Origin of the sequence: Streptomyces sp. NPDC085524 (assembly GCF_044541755.1) — a bacterium.
Lineage (GTDB): Bacteria > Actinomycetota > Actinomycetes > Streptomycetales > Streptomycetaceae > Streptomyces.
This window is the reverse complement of sequence record NZ_JBITTH010000002.1, coordinates 225749-245600: the sequence shown is the minus strand read 5'-3', so window position 1 is coordinate 245600 and position 19852 is coordinate 225749. Positions and strand designations below refer to the sequence as shown.

13 protein-coding genes and 1 tRNA gene are annotated in these 19852 nt (G+C 71.1%); 4 read left to right on the top strand and 10 right to left on the bottom strand.

What is annotated here, in order from left to right; translation table 11 throughout:
* Window positions 1-53 precede the first annotated feature (53 nt).
* The 4 genes from ACIGFK_RS03910 to ACIGFK_RS03895 all read right to left on the bottom strand — a co-directional run bounded on the left by ACIGFK_RS03910 (window position 54) and on the right by ACIGFK_RS03895 (window position 6958).
* Complete coding sequence (locus ACIGFK_RS03910; protein WP_400050413.1) at window positions 54-3614, bottom strand: S8 family serine peptidase; 3561 nt, start codon at window positions 3612-3614, stop codon at window positions 54-56.
* A 294-nt stretch (window positions 3615-3908) separates the two neighbouring features.
* A complete protein-coding gene (locus ACIGFK_RS03905) occupies window positions 3909-5183 on the bottom strand; it encodes a sensor histidine kinase (protein WP_400050411.1) in 1275 nt (424 codons plus the stop codon).
* Window positions 5184-5203: 20 nt separating this feature from the next.
* A complete protein-coding gene (gene cseB / locus ACIGFK_RS03900; protein ID WP_400050410.1) occupies window positions 5204-5992 on the bottom strand; it encodes a two-component system response regulator CseB in 789 nt (262 codons plus the stop codon).
* 39 nt (window positions 5993-6031) lie between these two features.
* Entirely contained in the window at window positions 6032-6958 is a 927-nt protein-coding gene (locus tag ACIGFK_RS03895) for an endonuclease/exonuclease/phosphatase family protein (RefSeq protein ID WP_376656393.1), read from the bottom strand.
* A 592-nt stretch (window positions 6959-7550) separates the two neighbouring features.
* Here ACIGFK_RS03895 and ACIGFK_RS03890 point away from each other — a divergent pair.
* Window positions 7551-7898 carry a hypothetical protein gene (locus ACIGFK_RS03890; RefSeq protein ID WP_386463649.1) on the top strand — a complete coding sequence of 116 codons (348 nt, stop codon included), beginning with the start codon at window positions 7551-7553 and terminating at the stop codon, window positions 7896-7898.
* A gap of 281 nt (window positions 7899-8179) precedes the next feature.
* Here ACIGFK_RS03890 and bla read toward each other — a convergent pair whose 3' ends face one another.
* Complete coding sequence (gene bla, locus ACIGFK_RS03885; protein ID WP_400050586.1) at window positions 8180-9094, bottom strand: class A beta-lactamase; 915 nt, start codon at window positions 9092-9094, stop codon at window positions 8180-8182.
* Window positions 9095-9837: 743 nt separating this feature from the next.
* Here bla and ACIGFK_RS03880 point away from each other — a divergent pair.
* Window positions 9838-11271 (top strand): S28 family serine protease, encoded by a 1434-nt coding sequence (locus tag ACIGFK_RS03880; protein WP_400050408.1) that lies wholly within the window; start codon window positions 9838-9840, stop codon window positions 11269-11271.
* 113 nt (window positions 11272-11384) lie between these two features.
* Here ACIGFK_RS03880 and ACIGFK_RS03875 read toward each other — a convergent pair whose 3' ends face one another.
* The 5 genes from ACIGFK_RS03875 to ACIGFK_RS03855 form a co-directional block, all read right to left on the bottom strand.
* Window positions 11385-13817, bottom strand: coding sequence for a hypothetical protein (locus tag ACIGFK_RS03875; protein WP_400050407.1), 2433 nt, complete (start codon window positions 13815-13817; stop codon window positions 11385-11387).
* Window positions 13818-13820: 3 nt separating this feature from the next.
* Window positions 13821-13894 (bottom strand) — tRNA-Ala (locus ACIGFK_RS03870).
* Between the two features lie 926 nt (window positions 13895-14820).
* Complete coding sequence (locus ACIGFK_RS03865; protein ID WP_386463638.1) at window positions 14821-15249, bottom strand: hypothetical protein; 429 nt, start codon at window positions 15247-15249, stop codon at window positions 14821-14823.
* Window positions 15250-15373: 124 nt separating this feature from the next.
* A complete protein-coding gene (locus ACIGFK_RS03860) occupies window positions 15374-16000 on the bottom strand; it encodes a hypothetical protein (protein ID WP_400050405.1) in 627 nt (208 codons plus the stop codon).
* A 621-nt stretch (window positions 16001-16621) separates the two neighbouring features.
* Window positions 16622-17041 (bottom strand): hypothetical protein, encoded by a 420-nt coding sequence (locus ACIGFK_RS03855; protein ID WP_376656401.1) that lies wholly within the window; start codon window positions 17039-17041, stop codon window positions 16622-16624.
* A gap of 302 nt (window positions 17042-17343) precedes the next feature.
* On the opposite strand from ACIGFK_RS03855, the gene ACIGFK_RS03850 reads away from it, so the two are divergent.
* Together ACIGFK_RS03850 and ACIGFK_RS03845 are read left to right on the top strand one after the other, a co-directional pair.
* On the top strand, window positions 17344-17949 hold the full coding sequence (locus ACIGFK_RS03850; RefSeq protein WP_376656402.1) for a dihydrofolate reductase family protein: 606 nt from the start codon (window positions 17344-17346) through the stop codon (window positions 17947-17949).
* Window positions 17950-19332: 1383 nt separating this feature from the next.
* Complete coding sequence (locus ACIGFK_RS03845; protein WP_376662497.1) at window positions 19333-19707, top strand: isoamylase early set domain-containing protein; 375 nt, start codon at window positions 19333-19335, stop codon at window positions 19705-19707.
* The last annotated feature ends 145 nt before the right edge of the window (window positions 19708-19852 follow it).

Here is a 19852-nt window from a genome sequence, read left to right as displayed (position 1 = left end):
CCGCCGCGGAGGGCGGGGCGCTCCGGAGCGCCCCGCCCCCGCTCGTGGTGCGGTCAGCTCTGGTCGGGCCGGTCGGTCACCCGGACCGTGTTGAGCAGGGGCTTGCCGAATCCGCTGTGCGTGACGAAACGGATGTTGAGCACCCCGTCCGTCACCTTGACCGTGTACGTACGGGTCAGGGCCGTGTACGTGCCCGCCTCCAGGGCGATGTCGAGGGAGGGCAGGACCTGCTGGCCCTCGGCCAGGACGTCGAACACCCGCTTGTTCGGCTTGGTGGAGGAGAGCTCGGCGAAGCCCAGCTCCACCGTGTAGATCCCGTTCGGCACGTTGTCGAAGCGGTACTCGTACATGCCCTCGCGGGCGGTGCGCAGCAGCCGCTGGTCCTGTGTACCGGTGATGGCGCGGCTGGTGTCGGGGGTGGAGCTGTTGCCCTGGTAGCCGTAGGAGCCCGCGGTGTACTTGCGGTCCGGGGACCAGGCGTCGCCCAGCGCGTCCGTGCTCGCGGAGTTCGATCCCGCGTCCAGGGCGGCCTGGTAGCGCGGGACGACCACCTTGACGGGGACGGTCAGGACCGGGGTCCGGCCGCTGGCCGAGGTGATCTTCAGGTCTGCGGTCAGGACCGACCCCGGGGCCAGTCCCGTGGTGTCGACGGTGAGGGTGAGCGGGACCTTGGCTCCCGTCGGCAGATCCCCTGCCCCGGGCGTGGCCGTCAGCCAGGCCGCTCCCTCGGTCACCGTGAAGGCCGTGGCGAGGCCCGGGTTGGTCAGGTCCAGGGTCCGGGTCCGCTGCTGGTTCGGCTGGAGGACCACCTCCACGGCGGGCTTGGACGGGGTCACCCGGCCGGTTCGCAGCGACTGGGTCACGGACGTCACGTCGGCCGCCTTCACGTCCACGGTCGCCTGCCCGGACTCGTACTGTGGTGCCGAGATGGCGACGGGCCGCGAGCCGGACGGGCTCTGGACCACGTAGCCGCCGTCCGCCGCCGTGGTGGCGGAAACGGCCGAGTCCCCGGTGCCGACGGTAACGGTGGCGCCGGCGACGCCGCCGCCGTCGTTGGCGTCGAGCACTCGGCCCGTCACCACGCCGCTCCGGGTGGTGCGGAAGGAGATGCCGAGGCCGTCTGTGAGGACGGGGGTGTTGAAGGAGTAGGTGAAGGCGTCGGTGCCGGTGGCGTTCTCCACGCCGATGGTGGCGGTGGAGCCGCCCTTGATGCCGGTGCCGCCCGTGCCCTTGTAGACGTAGGAGACGGTGCCGTCCTCACCGATCGAGGCCGAGAAGGAGAACTTGTCGGCCTGCGCCGACCAGTGGGACACCTCGCGCCACTCGATGACGTAACTGCGGTGCGGCGCGGTGCCGGTGACGGCGGTGAAGACACCTGATCCGCTGCCTGCGGCGCCGACGACCAGGTCGTCCCAGAAGGGGTAGAGCGCGGCATTGGGGGTGGCCGTGCTCGGCAGGTCGCCGTTGACGTCGGCGGTGTGGTTGCCGCCGAAGCTGACGGTGCCGTTGGTGCCGATCCAGGCCTGCGCGTACGTCTTGCCGTACAGCGGCAGCGGGAACGGCAGGTCGACGCGCTCGGTGGTGTTGTCGCCGGTGAGCGCGAGCCGGCTGCTGCCCGGCGTGTACGGGCGGCCGTTGTCGGTGGCGCAGGCGTAGCCGTAACTGTCGGTGCGTTCGGGCAGGTTCACCGAGACGGTCGTGTCGCCCGCGACGGTGGCCCTGGCGGATCCGCCGGTGACGCAGCGGGACGGGTGGGTGGCCCGTACGTCGTAGGTGCCGTGGGGCAGGACGACCTCGAAGCGGCCCTGGGCGTCGGCGGTCGCGGTCACGGGGGTGTCCGCGACGGTGACGGAGGCACCCGCCATGGGTCCGGACGCGGCGGTGACCGTGCCGGTGAGCTTGCCGGTCGGGGCCTGGACGAGGGTGAAGTCCCCGGTGGCGGTGGCGTTCTCGGTGACCGTGGCCGTGGCGGTCTGCGTTCCGTAGCCGAACTTGGCGGCGGTCAGGGCGTAGTCGCCCACCGAGAGCGTGGCGAACCGGTAGGTGCCGTCGGCGGCGGTGGTCGTCGTACGGTCGATCGGACCGTCGGCGGTGACGGTGACGCCCGCGACCGGCGCGCCGCCGGAGCTGACGGTGCCGGCGAGCGCGCCGATCGCCCCGCGCGGGGCGGCGTTCACGGCGGCGAGCGCATCGAGCTTGCCCTCGCCGAAGACGTTGTTGTCGGCGGAGCTGCCGCCGCACTGCGCGGCGTCGGTGTCCTGGGCCGTGCCGTCGAGGAGTGCTTCGGTCTGCGCGACGTCGCCTTCGAGGGCGGGCGCCGCGGACCAGAGCAGGGCGACGGTGGCCGCGGTGTGCGGCGAGGCCATGGACGTGCCGGAGAAGGCCTCGTAGCCGCCGCCGGGGATGGAAGAGCGTATGTTCACGCCCGGGGCGGCGATGTTCGGCTTGATCACGCCCCCGGGACCTGCGCCGCGCGAGGAGAACGACGCTATGGCGTTGTTGATGTCGAAGGCACCCGAGCTGTACGAGCTCGCGTAGTCACCGGGTGAGCCGCTGGTGGAGCAGCCCGGTCCGGAGTTGCCGTTGGAGAACGCCGGGAAGATGCCGGCGGCCCGCCAGGTGTCGACGATCTCCTGGTACCAGGTGTCGCCGCCCGGACCTCCCCAGGAGTTGTTGACGATGTGCGGGGCGAGATCGGGCCGCGGGTTCTGGCCGTTCGCGTCGGTCGGGGCGACGATCCACTGGCCGGAGGCGAGCAGGGACGCCTCGGAGCACGAGTTGGACTCACAGCCCTTGGCGGCGATCCACTTGGCGCCGGGGGCGACTCCGATCTTGTTGGCACCGCCGTCGTCGCCGACCATCGTGCCCATCGTGTGGGTGCCGTGGTCGTTGTTGTCGCACGGGGCGGCCCCGGCACAGATCCCGGCGGGGTCGAACCAGTTGTAAGCGTGGGTGTAAGTGCCGTCCGCGTTCTTCCCGCGGTACTGGCGGTTCACCGCTGGGTGGGTGTAGTCCACGCCGCTGTCGATGTTGGCGACGACGATGCCCTCGCCCCGCACCCCGGCCTGGTCCCAGACCTGCGGGGCCTTGACGCGGTCGATGTTCCACTCGATCGCGTCGGCGACGGCCTGCTCTCGCCGGCCATCGGCGGGTTTGGGCAGGTCGACCTTGTCGTCGGCGGCGACCCGGGACACCTCGGGGCGCTCCGCGAGAGCGCCGGCCAGCTTCTCGCTGCCGACGACGCGGAGCGCGTTCACGATCCAGTACGAGGTGTACTCGGCCCGGGCGCCTTCGATGGCCTTGACCACCCCGGCCTGGCTGCGCGCGGCATGCTCCCGCTTGGTCCGCAGTACGGTCTCGGCCTTGGCGGCGCGGGTCGGCTGCCTGCTCGCGGCGGTGAGGTCTGCGGCGCTGTCGAGGTAGACCCAGAAGACGGCCTTGTCGGAGGCGTCGAGCTCGGCGCGGAGCTCGGGCTCGATCTTGAGTCCGGCCGCTCCTGACGGAGAGCCGGGGTCCGGTGCGGCCGCGGCGACACCCGTGCCGAGCGGGAGGAGCAGGAGAGAGGCGAGGGCGGCGAGCGCCGTGCGTAAGGAACGTCTGGTGCGTTGTACCACGTGTTGTCTCCTCGTACGCCGTGTGAAGGTTGTGCGGGAAGAGAGTGCGTGATGCGCGCGGATCATGCTGATTGAAGGTCATGCCCATTACAAGAGCACCAATTGAGCCGCGGCCCGGGCGGTGACCGGAGAACCGGCGCTGGTCGCAAGAGGTGCGGTGGTGGTCGGCGGACATCGGGGAACCTCCAGGAAGACGGGTGCGGGACCCGCACCGGGATCACCTTCGAGGAGCCGTGCTTCCGGACCTGCGCGAGCCTGTTTCCGCCGCCGGGAAGCCCGTGTTGCGGTTCGGTTTCAGCCAGCGGACGGACCGCGTCCGCCGTCCAGGTCGAGGGTGGCGACCGCGCCCCCCTCCGGAGCGTTCGCGAAGGTCAGCCTGGCGCCGAGGACGTCCGCCTGCCCGAGCGCGATGGTCAGCCCGAGTCCGTGCCCGCGCCCCCGCGCGGCGCTTCCCGTACGAAAGCGCTGCGGGCCTTCCGTGAGCAGCGCAGCGGGATAGCCGGGCCCCTGGTCCCGTACGAGGATCCGCGCGCCCGTGGCGGTGGCCTCCACGGCTACTTCGACGGGGTCGGCCCCGTGCCGGTGGGCGTTGGTGACGAGGTTGACCACGATCCGTTCCACCCGGCGCGGGTCGGTCTCCAGGATCCTGGTGGTACGGACCGCCACGGCGGTGGGTGTCCCCGTGCGGCGGACGATGTCGGTGACCAGTTCGCCCAGCGGCACCGCGTCGGTCCGCGCCCGTTCGGCTCCGGCGTCGAGCCGGGAGATCTCCAGGAGGTCCTCGACCAGCGCGTTCAGGGCCCGGGCACGGTCCCGGACGAGATCGGCCACCTCGTCGCCCTCCGGGAGGAGTCCGGCGGCGGTGGACAACCCCATCAGCGGGGTGCGCAGTTCGTGCGCGACGTCCGCGGTGAAGCGGCGCTCGCCCTCCAGTTTTTGCTGCAGGGTCGCAGCCATCTCGTCCACGGCCGCCGACATCTCGGTGATCTCGTCACGGGCCCGGCCGCCCGGTCCGATGCGGGCGTCGAGGTCGCCGTCGGCGATGGCCCGGGCCGTGCGGGATCCCCGGCGCAGCCTGCGGTTCATCGGTTCGGTGGCCAGGGCGGCGAGCGGTACGACGACCAGGAGCGCGGCGAGCACGGCCTTGACGATGCTGCGGTCCAGGAGCTGGAGGCCGCGTACCTCGGAGCTCATGTCCGTCCGGGCGACGAGCACCTGGCCGCCCTCGACGGGCATGGCCGCCCACCTCCAGTACCAGTTGGGGGGTTTGCGGTCGTTCCAGGTCGCATACAGAGCGGCCGGGTCCTTGGCGGCCAGGGCCCGCGCGAGCGGTGCGTCGAGCCGCTCCGGAGTGAGGACTTCGGCCTCGAGCGGTGCGCTGCCCGTGCGGGTGTACTCGCGCTCCGCGGCTGCCAGGCGGGTGGTGAGGCGTTCGTTCCAAGTGCGGTCGCTTCGTTCGGCCATCGCCTGGTGGACGAGAACGCCGATTACGGCGGCCACCGCGCAGCAGGCGGCCCCGGTCAGGGCGGCGATCTTCCAGCGCAGGGCGCGCGGGTTGAGGAGTGCCATGGGTGCGGACGCTCCCCCAGTCAGTCGCGGACGAGTTTGTAGCCGAAGCCCCGGACGGTCTCGATCCGCTCGGCTCCGATCTTCTTGCGCAGCCGCAGCACGCACAGGTCCACGACCCGGGTGTCGCCCTCCCAGCCGTAGTCCCACACGTCCCTCAGGAGACGGCGGCGGTCGAGCACGGCGCCGGGAGCCGCCGCGAACTCCAGCAGCAGCCGCAGCTCGGTGGGGGTCAGCGGGACGGGCCGTCCGCCCCGGTGCACCTCCAGACCGAGGGTGTCCACGGACAGGTCCCCGAAGACCAGCTCGCCGGGGGGCGTCCCGGCATCCGCGGAGACGGCTGCGGGATTCGCCGGTCCGGCCCCCCGCGCAGGAGTCGTCGCCGGTTCGGCGGGCCGGAAGGCGGCGCGGCGCAGCAGCGTCCGGATGCGGGCGACGAGGACGGGGGTGTCGACGGGTTTGACGACGTAGTCGTCGGCGCCCGCCTCCAGTCCGGACACCACGTCGAGGGCGTCCCCGCGCGCGGACATCATCAGGACCGGGACCAGGCTCTCCTCGCGGATCCGGCGGCACAGTCCGATGCCGTCGAGTTCGGGCAGCATCACGTCCAGGATCAGCAGGTCGTACCTGCCGGCCCGGAACGCCTCCAGGCCGTCGAGTCCGTTCGCGGCCACCGCGACCGTATAGCCGTACCGCTCGAGGGACAGCTGTACGCCGCGGCGGATGGTGGCGTCGTCCTCGACGACGAGGACGCTGACGGGGTCCGGGACCCGGGGTGCCGACACGCCACCTGCCTGCTCAGAAACGGACATTTATGGAGTCCATCCTAGTCAGTGGGGCCTGCGGTGCGGTCACAGCCGGAGGGAGGCGGCGACGGGGAGGTGGTCGCTGCCGGTAGCGGGAAGGGTCCACGCGGAGGTCGCGCTCATCCCCTTCACCAGGATCTGGTCGATACGGACCATGGGGAACGGAGCGGGCCAGGTGAAGCCGAAGCCGGCGCCCGCCTCGCGTTGCGCGGAGGTCAGCTGGGAGGTCACCGGTCGCAGGGCCGAGTCCTCCGCCGTCCCGTTGAAGTCACCCATCACGACGACCCGGGCCAGCGGCTCCGCCCGCACCGCCGCGGCCAGCTCGTGGGCCGCGTCATTGCGGCGGGCGGTGGTGAATCCGGCGGCCGGGGTCACGCGTACCGAAGCGAGGTGGGCGGCGAAGACCGCGACGGGGCCGCCCGGGGTCTCGACGGTGGCCCGTACGGCACGCGTCCACGGCATGATCGGCACCGCTTCCACGCCGCTCAGCGGGTGCTTGCTCCACAGTCTGACGCCGAGGGTGTCGGAACGGTACGGATAGCCGGCGGCGAGCTCGCGCTCGTAGACCGGCGTGGCCTTCGAGGACATCTCCTGCAGGGCCAGCACGTCCGCGCCCGAGGCGGCGAGCGCTCTTGCGGTCCGCGCCGGATCGGGATTCTCCTCGTCCACGTTGTGACTGACCACGGTGAAGTTCCCGCCGCCGGATCGCTCGGATCGCTTGTCGGTGAGGGTCCCGCCGAAGAGGCAGCCCCAGACGGCCACGGGGGCCAGGACGGCGACGGCCGCGAGCCGGGAGCGGCGTACCGCCGCCGCCAGGAGGAGGACGGGGACGCTCAGCCCGGCCCAGGGCAGAAAGGTCTGGAACAGGCTGCCGAGGTTGACGGCCCCGTTCGGGATCCAGGTGTGCAGGGCCATCGTCAGGGCCGCACACACGGCGCCGGCGGCGATCAGCCGGCCACGGCCGGTAGGCACGGGTGCGCGGGAACGGTCGGTGGGAAGAGACGGAAGCGGGCCGGGCGGCTCCTCTTCCCCGGTGGCCTCAGAACGGTACGGGGTGCTCAGCACGGCAATTGCCTTCCGATAGCGCGTACGCCGGTGATCCGGTACCGACTCAGCCTCGGAGAGGCGCGCTTCCAGGGCGTCAGGAGTGCCCTTCGAGGGCCCCGCAGTTGCGTTTCAGCTGGGTATCAGTCATCGGAGCAGACTGGCGATGCGCTAGAACGGCCGCCTCGGCCGTGCTTCTTCGTGCCGGGCGCCGGCGCGGCGGTCTGGTCCTACCGGGTCTGCCGGATCGTCCGTGTCGCGCGCTGCACAGGGTGTGGACGGCGGCATCCGCGCCAGCCGTGCCACGTCCTGGCCCGCGAGCCACATGGGGGACGGCCCGGGCGGGCGCGCCTTCGCCCAGCGCACGGGACGCATCTCCCGCGACGGCCTGCACCAATGGCGTCGCCCGCCGCATGAAGGATGACGGACACTGGAAGTCCAACTTCCAGTACCGTCGCAACTCCACGGGAAAGCGGAGGAACAACTACCACGTCTACCGCCGTCGCCCCTGGTGACGCCGGTGGTGACCGAGGGAGGCACGATCAGCCAGGACCACTCCGCCCTGAACGGGCTCCTGGGCATCGGCACCGACGCCGAGGACCGCGTGTTCTACCTGCGGGTCGCCGCGGGCGAGATGGCGTACGACCGGGGCGGGGAGACCCTCGACTACATCCAGGTCTTCCTGTACCGGACGGCGGCCCCCGGCAAGCCGGCGGACGCGAACGACATGTTCGAGACCGACTGCCTGGACGAGATCGCGGGCGAGCTGCGCAACGGCGTACTGGACTGGTACGACGAGCCGCTTGCCTTCCGCGTCCCGACCGAGGAGGAGCGTGCGCTGATCCGCTCCACGACGGGCTGGAAGTAACGCCTCGATGAGATCCCTGAGGTCCGTGTGAGGTCCTCTTGAGAACGGCGGCCCCGGCACCACGCACCTGACGGTGCGCGCCGGGGCCGTCGGCGGCTCCACTTCTCCGGCCCGCGTGACGCAGCGACCATCGCTGCGTAGCCGCGTACCCGCGTACCGCGTACCCGCGTCTACAAGTCAGCGGCGGCAAACCCGTCGTCGTCGCCACCGCACCGGCGACACCGGCGACCCCTCCCACCCCCGGCGCGCACCTCGTCGGCCCGTGCCGCAGGCGGAGCGGCTCAGCCCCCGACGGCCTCGCCCAGCAGACGAGCCGTGTCGGCGACGAGCTTGCTGTCGTTCGGCCCCTGCGGTGCCTCCGGCCTGGTCGTCAGGACCGCCATCACCACCGGCACACCGGCCGGGCTCCAGACCACGCCCACGTCGTTGGCCACGCCGTAGGCGCTGCCGCCGCCGGTCTTGTCGGCCAGCCTCCAGCCGGGCAGGCCCTCCTTGAACCGCTGGGTGTTGGTGGTGTTGGCGAGGAGCCAGTCGGTGAGCCGGTCCCTGTCCGTGCGGGGCAGAGCGTCGCCGAGCAGCAGCCGGGTGTAGGTGTCCCCGATGGCGCGCGGACTGGTGGTGTCCTCGGTGCGCCAGGGTTCGGCGGAGTTCAGGGCCGGTTCCCAGCGGTCGAGCCGGGTGACGCGGTCGCCGAGGGACCGGGCGAAGCGCGTGATCGCGGTCGGCCCGCCCAGCTCGCGCAGGAGCAGATTGCCCGCGAGGTTGTCGCTCTGACTCACTGCGGCCGCGCACAGGGCCTCGACCGTCATCCCGTCGGCCACGTGGTCCTTGGTGACCGGGGCCCACTCGGCCGCCTCGACCTCGGCCGCGGTGTAGTGGATCCTGCGGGCCAGGAACTCCCCGTCGCGGTCGAGGTCCCGCAGGACCGCCGCCGCGGCCAGCGGCTTGAACACCGAGCAGACCGGGAAGAGCTCCTGCGCCCGGTGGGCCACCATGCGGCCGGTTACCAGATTGCGGGCGTAGACGCCGATGCGGGCGCCGTGTTCCCGTTCCATGTCCCGCAGTCGGCGCAGGGTGCCCGGGTCGACGCCCGGCCGGCTGTCCGCGGACGCCGGGCCGGCGGCGCCGATGGCGAGGGCCGCTAATCCCCCGGTGCCGAGGGCCAGGACCGTACGCCGGGACGGACGGCTTGCCACGCGCTTCACATCGTCTCCTCACCGTTGATCATCTCTACGGGAGGAAACACGCGTACCGCCCCAGGACGGTTGCACCCGCCCGCAACGCCGAGAGGGGACCGGCCCCGGGGCTCCCACGGAGGGCGGGTTGCGGGTTACGCGCGGCGGCGGTCGCCGGAAGCGGTCGGCATCCACACGTTCGGCAACCCGGGACCCTGCACCCAACCGGGCACCGACGCCCCCTCCCGGCTCCCCTCGGCACCTGCCTCGCCCCCGGCCGGGGTCGCGCAGCCGAGCACAGCGCCCACGGTGTTGCGCGGGGACGCGGCCCAGCACGCCGGCACCAGCACGGTCGGCGTAGGGGCGGGCATCAGGATGCTGGTCCCAGCCCAGCCAGGCAGCCCAAGCCGCAACCGGGATGAGAACCAGCAGGCAGGAGGCGAGTGCCAGCGATCTCAGGCGCATGCCTGCCGCCTCTGATCAAGTCCAGCAGCATCTGCAACGTGACGCAGCGCCGGCCGGCCTCGGCGGTGATCAGGTCGAGTTGGTGGCGGGCTCCGTCGACGAGGACGATCCACGCCGCAGAGGCTTCGGGTCGCCGGCCTGCGCCCGGCCTCGATTGCGTCGGCGATGACATGCCCGGTGGGGCGGACCAGCAAGGCAGCCCTTGCACATCGCGGGCAGGGATTCCTCCCCCATGAGGGGGGAATCCTTCCACGCCTGGGGGAGGCGCGACCGCTACCGGCTGGGGTTGTCTGGAAGGCATGAAGAACACGTTGAAACGCCTGGTCATGGTGGTGGCGTCCGGTGTGCTGACGGCTACGGGGGTTTCCTCCCCTGCTCTGGCCCAGCCGGCCGCCACCACAGCCGATGGGGACATACGGGCCAGGATCGCGGCGGTCCCGGGGATGCGACTGCTCGGCGAACGCCCGGGCGCCCTGGGCCAGACCGTGCTCGACCTGTCCTTCCGGCAGCCCACCGACCATCGCCATCCAGGCCGGGGATCCTTCGAGCAGCGGGTGACGCTGGTGCACAAATCCATCGAGAAGCCGATGGTGCTCTACTCCAGCGGATACGACCTGGGGTCCTCCCCGCAGCGCCTGTCGGAGCCCGCCGCGCTGCTGGACGCCAATCAGGTCACCACCGAGCAGAGGTTCTTCGGGACGTCTCGGCCCGAAGGCGCCGACCTGTCCACACTCACCATCTGGCAGGCGGCCAGCGATCACCACCGGTTGATCACCGCGCTCAAGCAGCTGTACCACGGGGCATGGATATCGACCGGAGGCAGCAAAGGCGGGATGACCGCCGTCTACCACCGGCGCTTCTACCCGGACGACGTGGCAGGCACGGTCGCATACGGCGCGCCCAACAACACCGACGACCAGGACGACAGCGCGTACGACGCCCGTCTGGAACACCTCGGCTCCGCCGAATGCCGAGACGCACTCAAATCCGCCCAGCGGCAGGCGCTGATACGTCGTGAGGCGATGACCCAGCGGTTTGGGCGCTGGGCTGCGGATGCGAAGGCCACCTTCACGACCATCGGCAGCGGGGACCGCGCCTTCGAACTCGCCGTGCTGCGTCTGCCGATGATGTTCTGGATGCATCAACCCGAGGGCAGCTGCTCCTCGGTTCCCCAGGCCGATGCGACGGATGACGCGCTCTACGCCTGGGTGGACCAGGTGACCCAACTGCCGGTCTACACCGATCAGACACTCCAGGCGTTCACACCGTACTTCTACCAGCTCGGCACCCAGCTCGGGTACGCACACTTCGCGGCCCCGCACCTGGAAGGCCTGCTGCGTCACCCAGGCGTCCAGGACGTCCGCTCCTATGTGCCGCGGGACGTTCCCCTGCGGTTCCAGGCCGGCGCGATGCCGGACATCGACCGCTGGGTGCGGCTCCACGGCGCTTCCCTGATGTTCGTCAACGGCGAGAACGACATAGCGGTCGCGGAGCCCTTCCGGCTCGGCAAGGGCACGCGTGACTCCTTCGTCTTCGAAGCCCCCGCAGGCAACCACCACATATCCATCGGCGGCCTGCGCCCGGCCGACGCCGAATCGGCCAGGGCCTCCCTGAGCCGCTGGGCCGGCGAACGCACAGAATCCTGGGCGCACACCGGCCCCAGGAGCGCGGCGGCAAACACAGCAGCAGTCACAAGTGACCCTCACAGCACACCAGGAGCACCCCAGCCGTAGCCCACGTGGCCCCGGCGGGTGCAGCAGCGAACGCCGCATGGTCGAAGGGCCAATGGCAGGGTCGGGCCCCGTCTTTCGAATCATGCCGGGGTCGCTCTGTCGGCCTCAGACGGTCAGCGGACGACCGAGCCCATCCAGTGGCCGGTCGTGGTCCAACCCTGGAAGCGGCGGGCCAGGCCGCCCAGTGCGGTGCCGTCCGCGTCGAAGGTGCCGCCGCTCGCGACCATGCGCAGTCCGGCGATCACCGGGGCGAGGCGGGCCGCTGTGTGCCAGGGCTGCCCGGCGGCCTCCGCCGCCATCCGCTGGACGAGCGCAGCCTGTCGGCCGAGCGGGCACAGCGACAGGAAGAACAGCGTCTGCCGCCAGGCGTACGCCGCGTCCTTGATGGTGCCGAGCGGGCGCGGGTGGCCGTGGACGCGGGCGACGAGGCGGCACACCGCGGCGAAGGCCTCCTCGGCCAGGGTCTCCCAGCCCGCCTCCGGAGCGATGCCCGCGTGCCGCACCAGGACGGCCAGGTTGTGGGTGGTCAGGATCTGCGCCTGCTCGATGACCGTGCCGTTGCCGGCCGGCGACCAGGAGAAGGCGGTGTCCGTACCGGCCCGTTCCCCGCACAGCCGGTCGAACGCGGGTGCCGTCCGGGCCGGACGCGTCCGGCCGAGACCGTCGGCGGCGTGCACCACCGCCATGTTGCGTACCGCCGCGCAGTCGATCCCGTAATAGCGGGTGTAGAGGCTGTCCTGCAGAAGGTCGGCCGCGGTGCGTGCGGCGGTCAGGAACTTCGGGCTGAAGGTCCCCATGAAGATGTCGGCCGCGAGCTCCTCGGTGAACGGCGCGGAGAGGTCGGCCCGGCGTGCCAGGTGGGACATCTCACGCACCAGCGGGTTCGGCAGCAGCGTTCCGGGGAACGCGCCGACAGCCAGGTCACCGAGGCGGCGCAGCGCGGCCTCTGCAGCCGCCCTCGCCCGTTCCTCCGTATCGGCGTCGCTGCCGTGGCCGGCGACCGCGCGCACCCACGGCAGCTCGTCCACCCGTACCTGGTGCGCCAGGTTGAGCAGGAGCAGCGAACGCCGGTTGCGGAACGCCCGGTACGTGGCCGCCTCGAGGGTCCGCAGGGCGGGGTCGGCGTAGCGCTCTGCGGTGGCGTTGGCCACGAGCTGCGGAACGAGCTGGGCCAGCACCTCCGCGGACGGCACCAGGCCGCGCGCGACGAGCTCCTCCGGCGGAGCGCTGAGCGCGGTGAGGACCACCTGCCGCAGACGCGGCGGGACTACGGTTCCGGCGGGCAGGCCGGTCCCGGCTGCCTCCGTCTCCGTAACCGGTGCGAGCAGCCCGTCGATGTCGGGCGTGCCGGCGCGCTGGTCCAGCGGTGTGAGGCGGTCCGCCACGGCGGCGGCGATCTCGTGGTGTGCCGGCAGGGCCGCCTGGCGCGCCTGCTCGGCGCGCAGCCGGGCGTGGCGGTCCGAACCGGGCAGACCCCGCTTGGCGATGACCGAGGTCACCGCGTGACGCAGCAGCCCGGCGAGCCGGGGCGCGAGCGGGCGCCCCGCGGCGGCCTCCTCCAGGGCCCGCAGCATGATGCCTGTGTTGGACTTCTGGTCCCGGTGTTTGCGGCACTGCGTGTGGACCGCGGCCAGGGCGCGGTAGCGCTCCAGCAGGGCGGCCGCCTGCACGCGCGCGTCGCCGCCACCGCGGCCGGTCCGGGGGGTAGCCGGGCCGGGGTCGGGCACGCGCTCCGGTCCGGGTCGATCCGCTGCGGCCTGGACCGGGGCGGTCGCTTCGCCGTGCAGCAGCCAGTAGCCGAGGAGCTCGTCGTCGAAGGGTCGCCACACGCCCAGGGCTTCGCGCTGCACCTCGATGGCGGTCTTGGGCCCGCGGGCCCGCAGCGCGTCCGAGACCTCGCCGACGCTGCGGCGGTGCACCGTCCTTGCGTCGGGGGCGGACCGGTCGGCCGGGCGGGGCAGGAAGCGCAGCCGGTCGGCGAACGGCTGAATCTCCGTCACCAGGGCTGCGGCCGTGCCGAAGTCGTCGGCCCGTACGAGCCAGGCGACGGTCAGCAGGGCCGCCTCCTCGGGCAGGGACACCTCGTAACGACCGGTGTCCAGCAGTTCCCACAGTTCCTGGAGGCCCTGCTCCGTCAGCGCGTGCGCGAAGAGCGCCGCACGGTCGGCCGGTACGCCGGCCCGGCGGGCGGCGTCCGCTTCGTACGGGGCGAGGGGCCCGCCCGCGCCGGGCGTTCCGGTGGCGAATCCGCCGCGGACGACCTCAGGGGTGACCCAGGCGGGCAGTCCGGCGACCGGGGTGCGCGAACCGAGGGTGAGGCTGCCGTCAGCCATGCCTGCGAGCACTGCACGCCATTTCTGCATCCGGCCGAGGGCGCGGTCGCGGGTGGCCGGCTCAGCGTGCGAGACGGAGGTGCGCAGTGCACGTGCCAACTGGCCTGCGGCGTAAGCAGACGAGGCGGTGGCCGGGCCGGCCGTCGCAGCTGCGGGCGCACCGACGGAACGGCCGGGCTCGGTCGGGGGCTGCTGGTCAGCGTTCTCGTTCATAAGCCGGCGTGGCAGGACCTGCCCCTGCGCCCCCCGGGTAGCAAGCCCGGTGCTCTGACTGACTGAGCTACACGCCGTTCGATGCCCCGACCCTAGAACGATCACCCAGGCCCGGCAATCGAATTGCGAACCACCGACCGCCCAGCGGGCCACACCCGGCGCCCGACCGCTCCGCGGCCCGCCAACCCGGGCGACCTTCCACACCTTCGCCAGCAGCACCGCGTCCCGCCTCGGGGTGAAAGGCGCGAGGCCCGTGACCGGCGAACGACGGCCCTCACCCTGGCGACGTCCCGCTGTGGGCGGACAGAACGTTGGCGGTCACCCATGGCGGCACCCCTCGGCAAGCTATCGGCCATTGCGGCGCCGCCGACGAGCAGTGGTGTCGCGGAAGCGGACAGTGCCGCCCCCTGATCTGCCGGTGAGCGCGGCCATCTCCGTCGCCCCGTGCACCAGCCGACATGTTCCGGTTTCCGGATCGACGACGATCGGCCGGTTACCTCCGATCCGGATCCGCCGTCCCTGTCCGTCCTTCGCCGTGGGATACCAGGTGAAGCCATAGACGCCCCTGTCGGCCGGGGTCGCCACGAGACGAAGCTCGAAAGCCCACTCATCCCAACGGTCCCCCAGGGATCGACCGAACTCTTCAGCACACCTCCGTGCTTCGCTCTCCTCCAAGAAGATCCCCTTCAGCCCACTCCAACACGTGGAGAAGCGGACGTTACAGGACGGAGCCCCATTCGCCTCGGGGGCGCACCACGGCCTGCCGTGGATCGCGATCGCCTCCGGCTCCGATGCGCCCGCCGCGCCAGCGAAGACGTCACCGAACAGACACTGGGTGATCCGGCATCGCGGCCTTGCTACGACAGGAAGATCGCCCAGGGCAAGCAGTACACCCAGGCCCTGCTCTGCCTCGCCAGGCGCGGGCCGATGTCCTCATCGCGATGCTCCGCGACGGAGCTTTCTGCGGAGCGACCGCCACCGCCTGTTCAGGCGCTCCGCAGACCTAGACCATGGTCAAGAGGTGATCCGTGGGGCCGTAGTCGATCTTCCAATCGGCATAGACACCGCAGCATCCGTCCTTGATGCACCTCAGACCCACGGTCACCCAGCGGACGGATCCGTCGTCGCCGAGTGAGAACGCGACCGCGGCCTCGAACTCCTCGCTCCCGCAGGGGCAGCCGGCAGCACCGCGCTCGTCGTCCTCCCAGGACGCCTCGTTCCAGAAATCCTCGCTGTCCGCGATGAACGCACGGCTGCCGCAGCCAGAACACTCCCGTTCCGCTCCGCACGCATCGACCAGCACGAAGAACACCCGGCCGCCGCAGCCACACACGGAAGGAGCGATCTTCACCGGGCGGCCGTCAACCGCACCCCGCAGAAACACCGCGAGCTCCGCAGGGACAGCTTCACCAACCTGATCATCAGCATGCACGGACACATCGTTCCAGACAGCCCGAACTCACGACCGTCCCTCTTGACCAAAGAGACAGGGACGGCCCCCGTCCAACCGCTCCACCCGCGGACGGTGAGCGCGACACCTCCGAGAGGCTGCCGTTCTACGGCGTCAGCGAGTCCCCCCTCGGCATTGAGGACGGCTTGTTGAGTGCCGGATAGGCGTCGAAGGCAACGTAACAGTCGCCATGGCGGGTGGCTGTCCCTGGTGGCGCATCATTTCGGTACTGGTCATAGGAGCGGTGGGCGATGAGCCAGTCGGTGTCCTTCTTCGCCAGGTAGAGGCAGAAGGTCTGCCGAATGCTTTCTGCGTCACCACGCTTGACTTCCAAGATCCCGTCGTATCGGCCGGGCTCGAACTTCCATCCAGTGGCCACAAACCGTGCCAATGGCTTTTGGGGACTGTCGCGATCCACGATCAACGGTCCGGGGTCGCTCGCCGGGACGTAGCCCAGACCACCCGTGTTCGGAACGTGCTCGAATTTGCCGGTCTCATCCCAGACGAACTGAGGCCGAGGCCCGGGTCCGGTCAGCGAGAGGGTCATGGTGGTGGCGATGTCGACGCCATCGGTGTCCTGTCGCGTGGACAGTGTCGGCTGCACGAACACCAACGCGTAGCCCTCGCCCTGGGACAGACGCAGCATCGCTGGTGGAGCCACCTCAATATGCGCGTCACGCTGCAACTGAGCGAACGTCCACGCCGACACCACCAGCGCGAGAACGCTGGTCACCGTAGTGATCCACACATGGGCCGCGCTCTGCCACCAACGCCGAAGACCGCTTTCCGCCACGCCTCCGGTCTCAGGGCATCAGTAGGGTCACCGCACGGCGCCGTGATCCGTTCGAGAACCACCCAGGCTGGGCGAGGGACGTACCCATCGTTCCGCCGCGGTGCAGAGCGGGTGGAAGGCTCCACGGTCCATCCGTAGCCGGCGGCGATGCCAAGCAGGCGGTCCCGCTCCTGTTCGTCAACGGCGAGGCCCCGGCGAAGCTCCGTCGCCGTCCACTCCTCGCAGTACTGGCACAGTGCCTCCGGCGACGGCGGCAGCCACTGACTTCGCATCGGCCTACGACGGGGCAGGTGCTCGTACATTCGCTTGCTGCAGTACACGCTCAACCGGCAAGAGAGGGCGCTCTACTGCCGACACCTCGCCGCCGGTGCGGGCGACGCCTTCGCCGCGCGCCGACCGGCCGCGCATCACGCCGCGGTCGGGCAGAGCCCGGACGCCCGGGTGTGGCGGGTCCACGCCCGGATGCTGGGCAAAGGCGATGACGACCCTCCCGAGTCCGTTCGACAGGTCGACGAACCGACGGGCATCGAGTTCATCGACGAGCAGCTGCTGGCGTTCCGGTCAGGGAGCGGGGAGCCGGGTGCCGCACCGGGCGCAGTAGCGGGCGTCGCGTTCGCCGGCCAGACGGCCGCATGCGTCGCAGACCAGGCTCAGCAGGCAGGCCGGCTCGCCGGCGTCCGAACCGGGTTCCGGGGTGATGTTCAGGGGCGGGCGGCGGCGGTGCGCGGTGGTGTAGGTCAGCCCCTCGGTCCCCGCCCGGACGGCCCGCACGGCACCGGCCGGCAGCCAGGCCACGGACCCGGGCGCGAGCGGGACAGTACGGTCCGTGGTACGGATCTCACCCGAGCCGGCGACCACGACGAGCAGTACCCCCAGGACCGTCTCGGTGTGCTCACCGATGACGGCCCCCGCACCCAGCCGCACCAGGTTCGCGTCCAGGTCACGGCCGCCGTCACCCAGCGCCCACACGACACGGACCACCCCGGCACCCACCGGCCCGGCGCCCACCGGCCCGGCATCCGGCGGGCCGGCGTCCGGCGGGCCGGCGTCCGGCGGAGCGAGAAAGACCGGCGTACCGGGAACAGATGCACACATACCTACTCCACGGACGGACGGGGACCGCGGTTCACGGCCAGACTCCCATCAGCCACTTCCCCGAGCACCCCGCCGACCGGCCCACCACGGTGCGAGCCGCGCCTCTTCTCGTCATTTCACAGCGCGGCCGATGAGTTTGCGTCTCCCGGTCGGTCCAAACTCGTGACACCCCCAGGAAGGACACCGCCATGTCAGAGCTTCTCGTCGACTTCATCACCTCCCTCGACGGCCACGCGTCGGGAGAGGGATGGCCCGGGTTCTGGGGCCTCGAGGGCCCGGAGTACCTCGCCTGGCTCAGCAAGCAGCCCGAGGCCACGTACCTGATGGGAGCGAACACCTACCGCCTGATGTCGGGCTTCGCCTCAGGCGAGGTCCCGAGTGGCCAAGACGAGTTCAGGCCCGAGGAAGAGGCATCCGTCGACGAGCTCACGCAAGCCTCCAAGGTCGTGTTCTCCTCCTCACTCCAGGAGCCACTGACGTGGGCCAATTCCACGCTCGTCCGAGGCGATGCCGTCGAGGCGGTCCGCGCCATGAAGTCGAGTGGCTCGGGGCTCCTCAGCACGATCGGCAGCCTCACCCTGTGCCGGTCCCTGCTACGGGCCGGACTCGTCGACCGCTTCCGGGTCGTGATGTTCCCGGTGATCACCGGGGCCACCGGCGAAGAACGCATCTACGACGGCTACCCGGATGTTGCCCTTGAGATGATCGAGCACCGCACCTTCGACGGCCGCATCCAGCTGGTCGAGTACAAGCCCCGCGTGCTCGAGCACCCGCCGCTCGGCATCCGTGCGTGACGTCGCCCCGTCCGCCGGTCTGGACGGCCGTCCGACCGGCGCCGACGCGGGACGACGTGACCCGGTAGGAGCGCAGGAAATGCGCGGCCCGCGGGGTTCCACCTCTCGGCGCTCTCCCGGGTGCTCGACGTACCGCTGTCCGCCATGGAGGACCCTGTACTGCGACAAGAGTTCCTGGCCGATGGGGCCGGGGTATGGCCATGACGCCCATGGCCGCCTCCATGGCTCAATTCGCGGGTTGATGACGTCGCCCAGCGGCGGTCGCCTTGCCCTGGCAACGGGGTCAGTAAAGGGTCGCGGCCTCCACGTCTGCGCGCGACTACTGTGCTGCCGGCAGATCGTCGTGAGCAGCGAGGGCAACTGAGTTGTGCTGACCGCCACGCACCCGCCGTAGGTGCCTCTGGAAAGCCCAGAGGCACCTACGGAGGCTCTTGATGTCCCGAACTGTCCGCACGACTCCCAGCCGATTCCGCGTCCAAGAGGGCGCATCGGAGACCATGTCGCTGTACGACCTTCGCTATGCGACTGCCGAACTGACCCGAGCTCCCCGCGAAGACCGTCGCCCCACCCCGGCGAAGACGCTGCGCCGGCTCACCTCCTGGTAGTGGATGGTGCTCTACTGCAGGACGGGCTCGTTCTCCGCCGAGATCGCTACGGCTGAGAGCCGCGCCCGGCTTCAGGGTCGACTCGACGCCCAGCGGATCCGCGGACTGCACCGCGCTGGCCACGAAATTGACGACGCGGACGTACTGCCGGTCCGCCACCGTCATGGTGTGCTCTGGAATGCCTGGTAGAGGCGAAGCACGCGCAACGGACCTGCCCTCGCGAGCACAGGAAGTGCGCACTGGCGGCGGCCCTCCGACCGGAGGGCCGCTGAACAGCATGCACGCCTTCGTCAACGGCCTTGACCGTGACCGCGCGGCGCCACAACCGCCGGCCTGGCCCTGCCCTGGAGCTCGGGCGTTGTGGAAGGCCATGTCAACGGCATCAGAATGATCAAGCGGTAGATGTGCGGACGCCTTGGCTTCGAGCCCCTGCCCAAGGAAGTTGACGGACACCTGGTGTTCTGATTACTGCCTGGTCCGTCACTAGGACAGGTCAGTGCTCCAGCCGCTCCTGCACCTGCGCCACGGCGCGCTGCGCGTTGGCTGACCGCCCACGGACCCCGGGCCCGTCCGGTCGGGTCGCCCGTCCGGCCTACACCCGCAGGCCCTGGCGGGCTGGTTCGTGTCACGGTGGCAGTGCGGCCATACGGTCCACGCATGCGGGGCCCGGCCGGTCGATGACACCCCCGGCCGGGCCCCGCTACGGGCCCGGCTCCCCGGCCGTCACCCTCCACCCCGCGGGTGCTGTTCGCGCCGTCATCGCCGGAGACCGGTGGGCATGCCGACGGCCGTGTCCCCTCCCCGCAGCGTCACCGCCCCGGGCGACGATGCCCAGGCCTCACCCCCGACGACCTCCTACACGGCTGGAGAACACACCGTGCTCGAACGCAAGCGGCTCAAGGGCCGGACCCAGATCGCCTTCGTCCTGCCCGAACACCAGCCGCCGGCTCCGGTCAGCGTCGTCGGGGACTTCAACCACTGGAACCCCGCCGCCCACCCCCTCCAATCCCGCGGCGACGGCACCCGCGCCGCCCACGTCTCCCTCCCCGCCCACAGAGCCCACTCATTCCGCTACCTCGCCGCCGGCGACTACTGGTTCGACGACGAACAAGCCGACCAGCACGACGGCACCAACAACCGCATCCACACCTGAGCCCGCCCCGCCCCACCCGCGGGGCGAAGAACTGGCCTTGCCGGGAAGGGGCCGCCGGACGTAGGTCCGGCGGCCCCTTCCTGTACGGGCGGTCAGCTGCTGACGCGCTCGGTTTCGGCAGCGGACTCCTGGACAGCAGGCGCAG

Bases quoted from the DNA above. Each gene is read 5' to 3' on its own strand.
- ACIGFK_RS03905 (WP_400050411.1), bottom strand. From the start codon at position 5,183: ATGGCACTCCTCAACCCGCGCGCCCTGCGCTGGAAGATCGCCGCCCTG.
- cseB (WP_400050410.1), bottom strand. From the start codon at position 5,992: ATGTCCGTTTCTGAGCAGGCAGGTGGCGTGTCGGCACCCCGGGTCCCG.
- ACIGFK_RS03880 (WP_400050408.1), top strand. From the start codon at position 9,838: ATGAAGAACACGTTGAAACGCCTGGTCATGGTGGTGGCGTCCGGTGTG.
- ACIGFK_RS03875 (WP_400050407.1), bottom strand. From the start codon at position 13,817: ATGAACGAGAACGCTGACCAGCAGCCCCCGACCGAGCCCGGCCGTTCC.
- ACIGFK_RS03850 (WP_376656402.1), top strand. From the start codon at position 17,344: ATGTCAGAGCTTCTCGTCGACTTCATCACCTCCCTCGACGGCCACGCG.
- ACIGFK_RS03845 (WP_376662497.1), top strand. From the start codon at position 19,333: ATGCCGACGGCCGTGTCCCCTCCCCGCAGCGTCACCGCCCCGGGCGAC.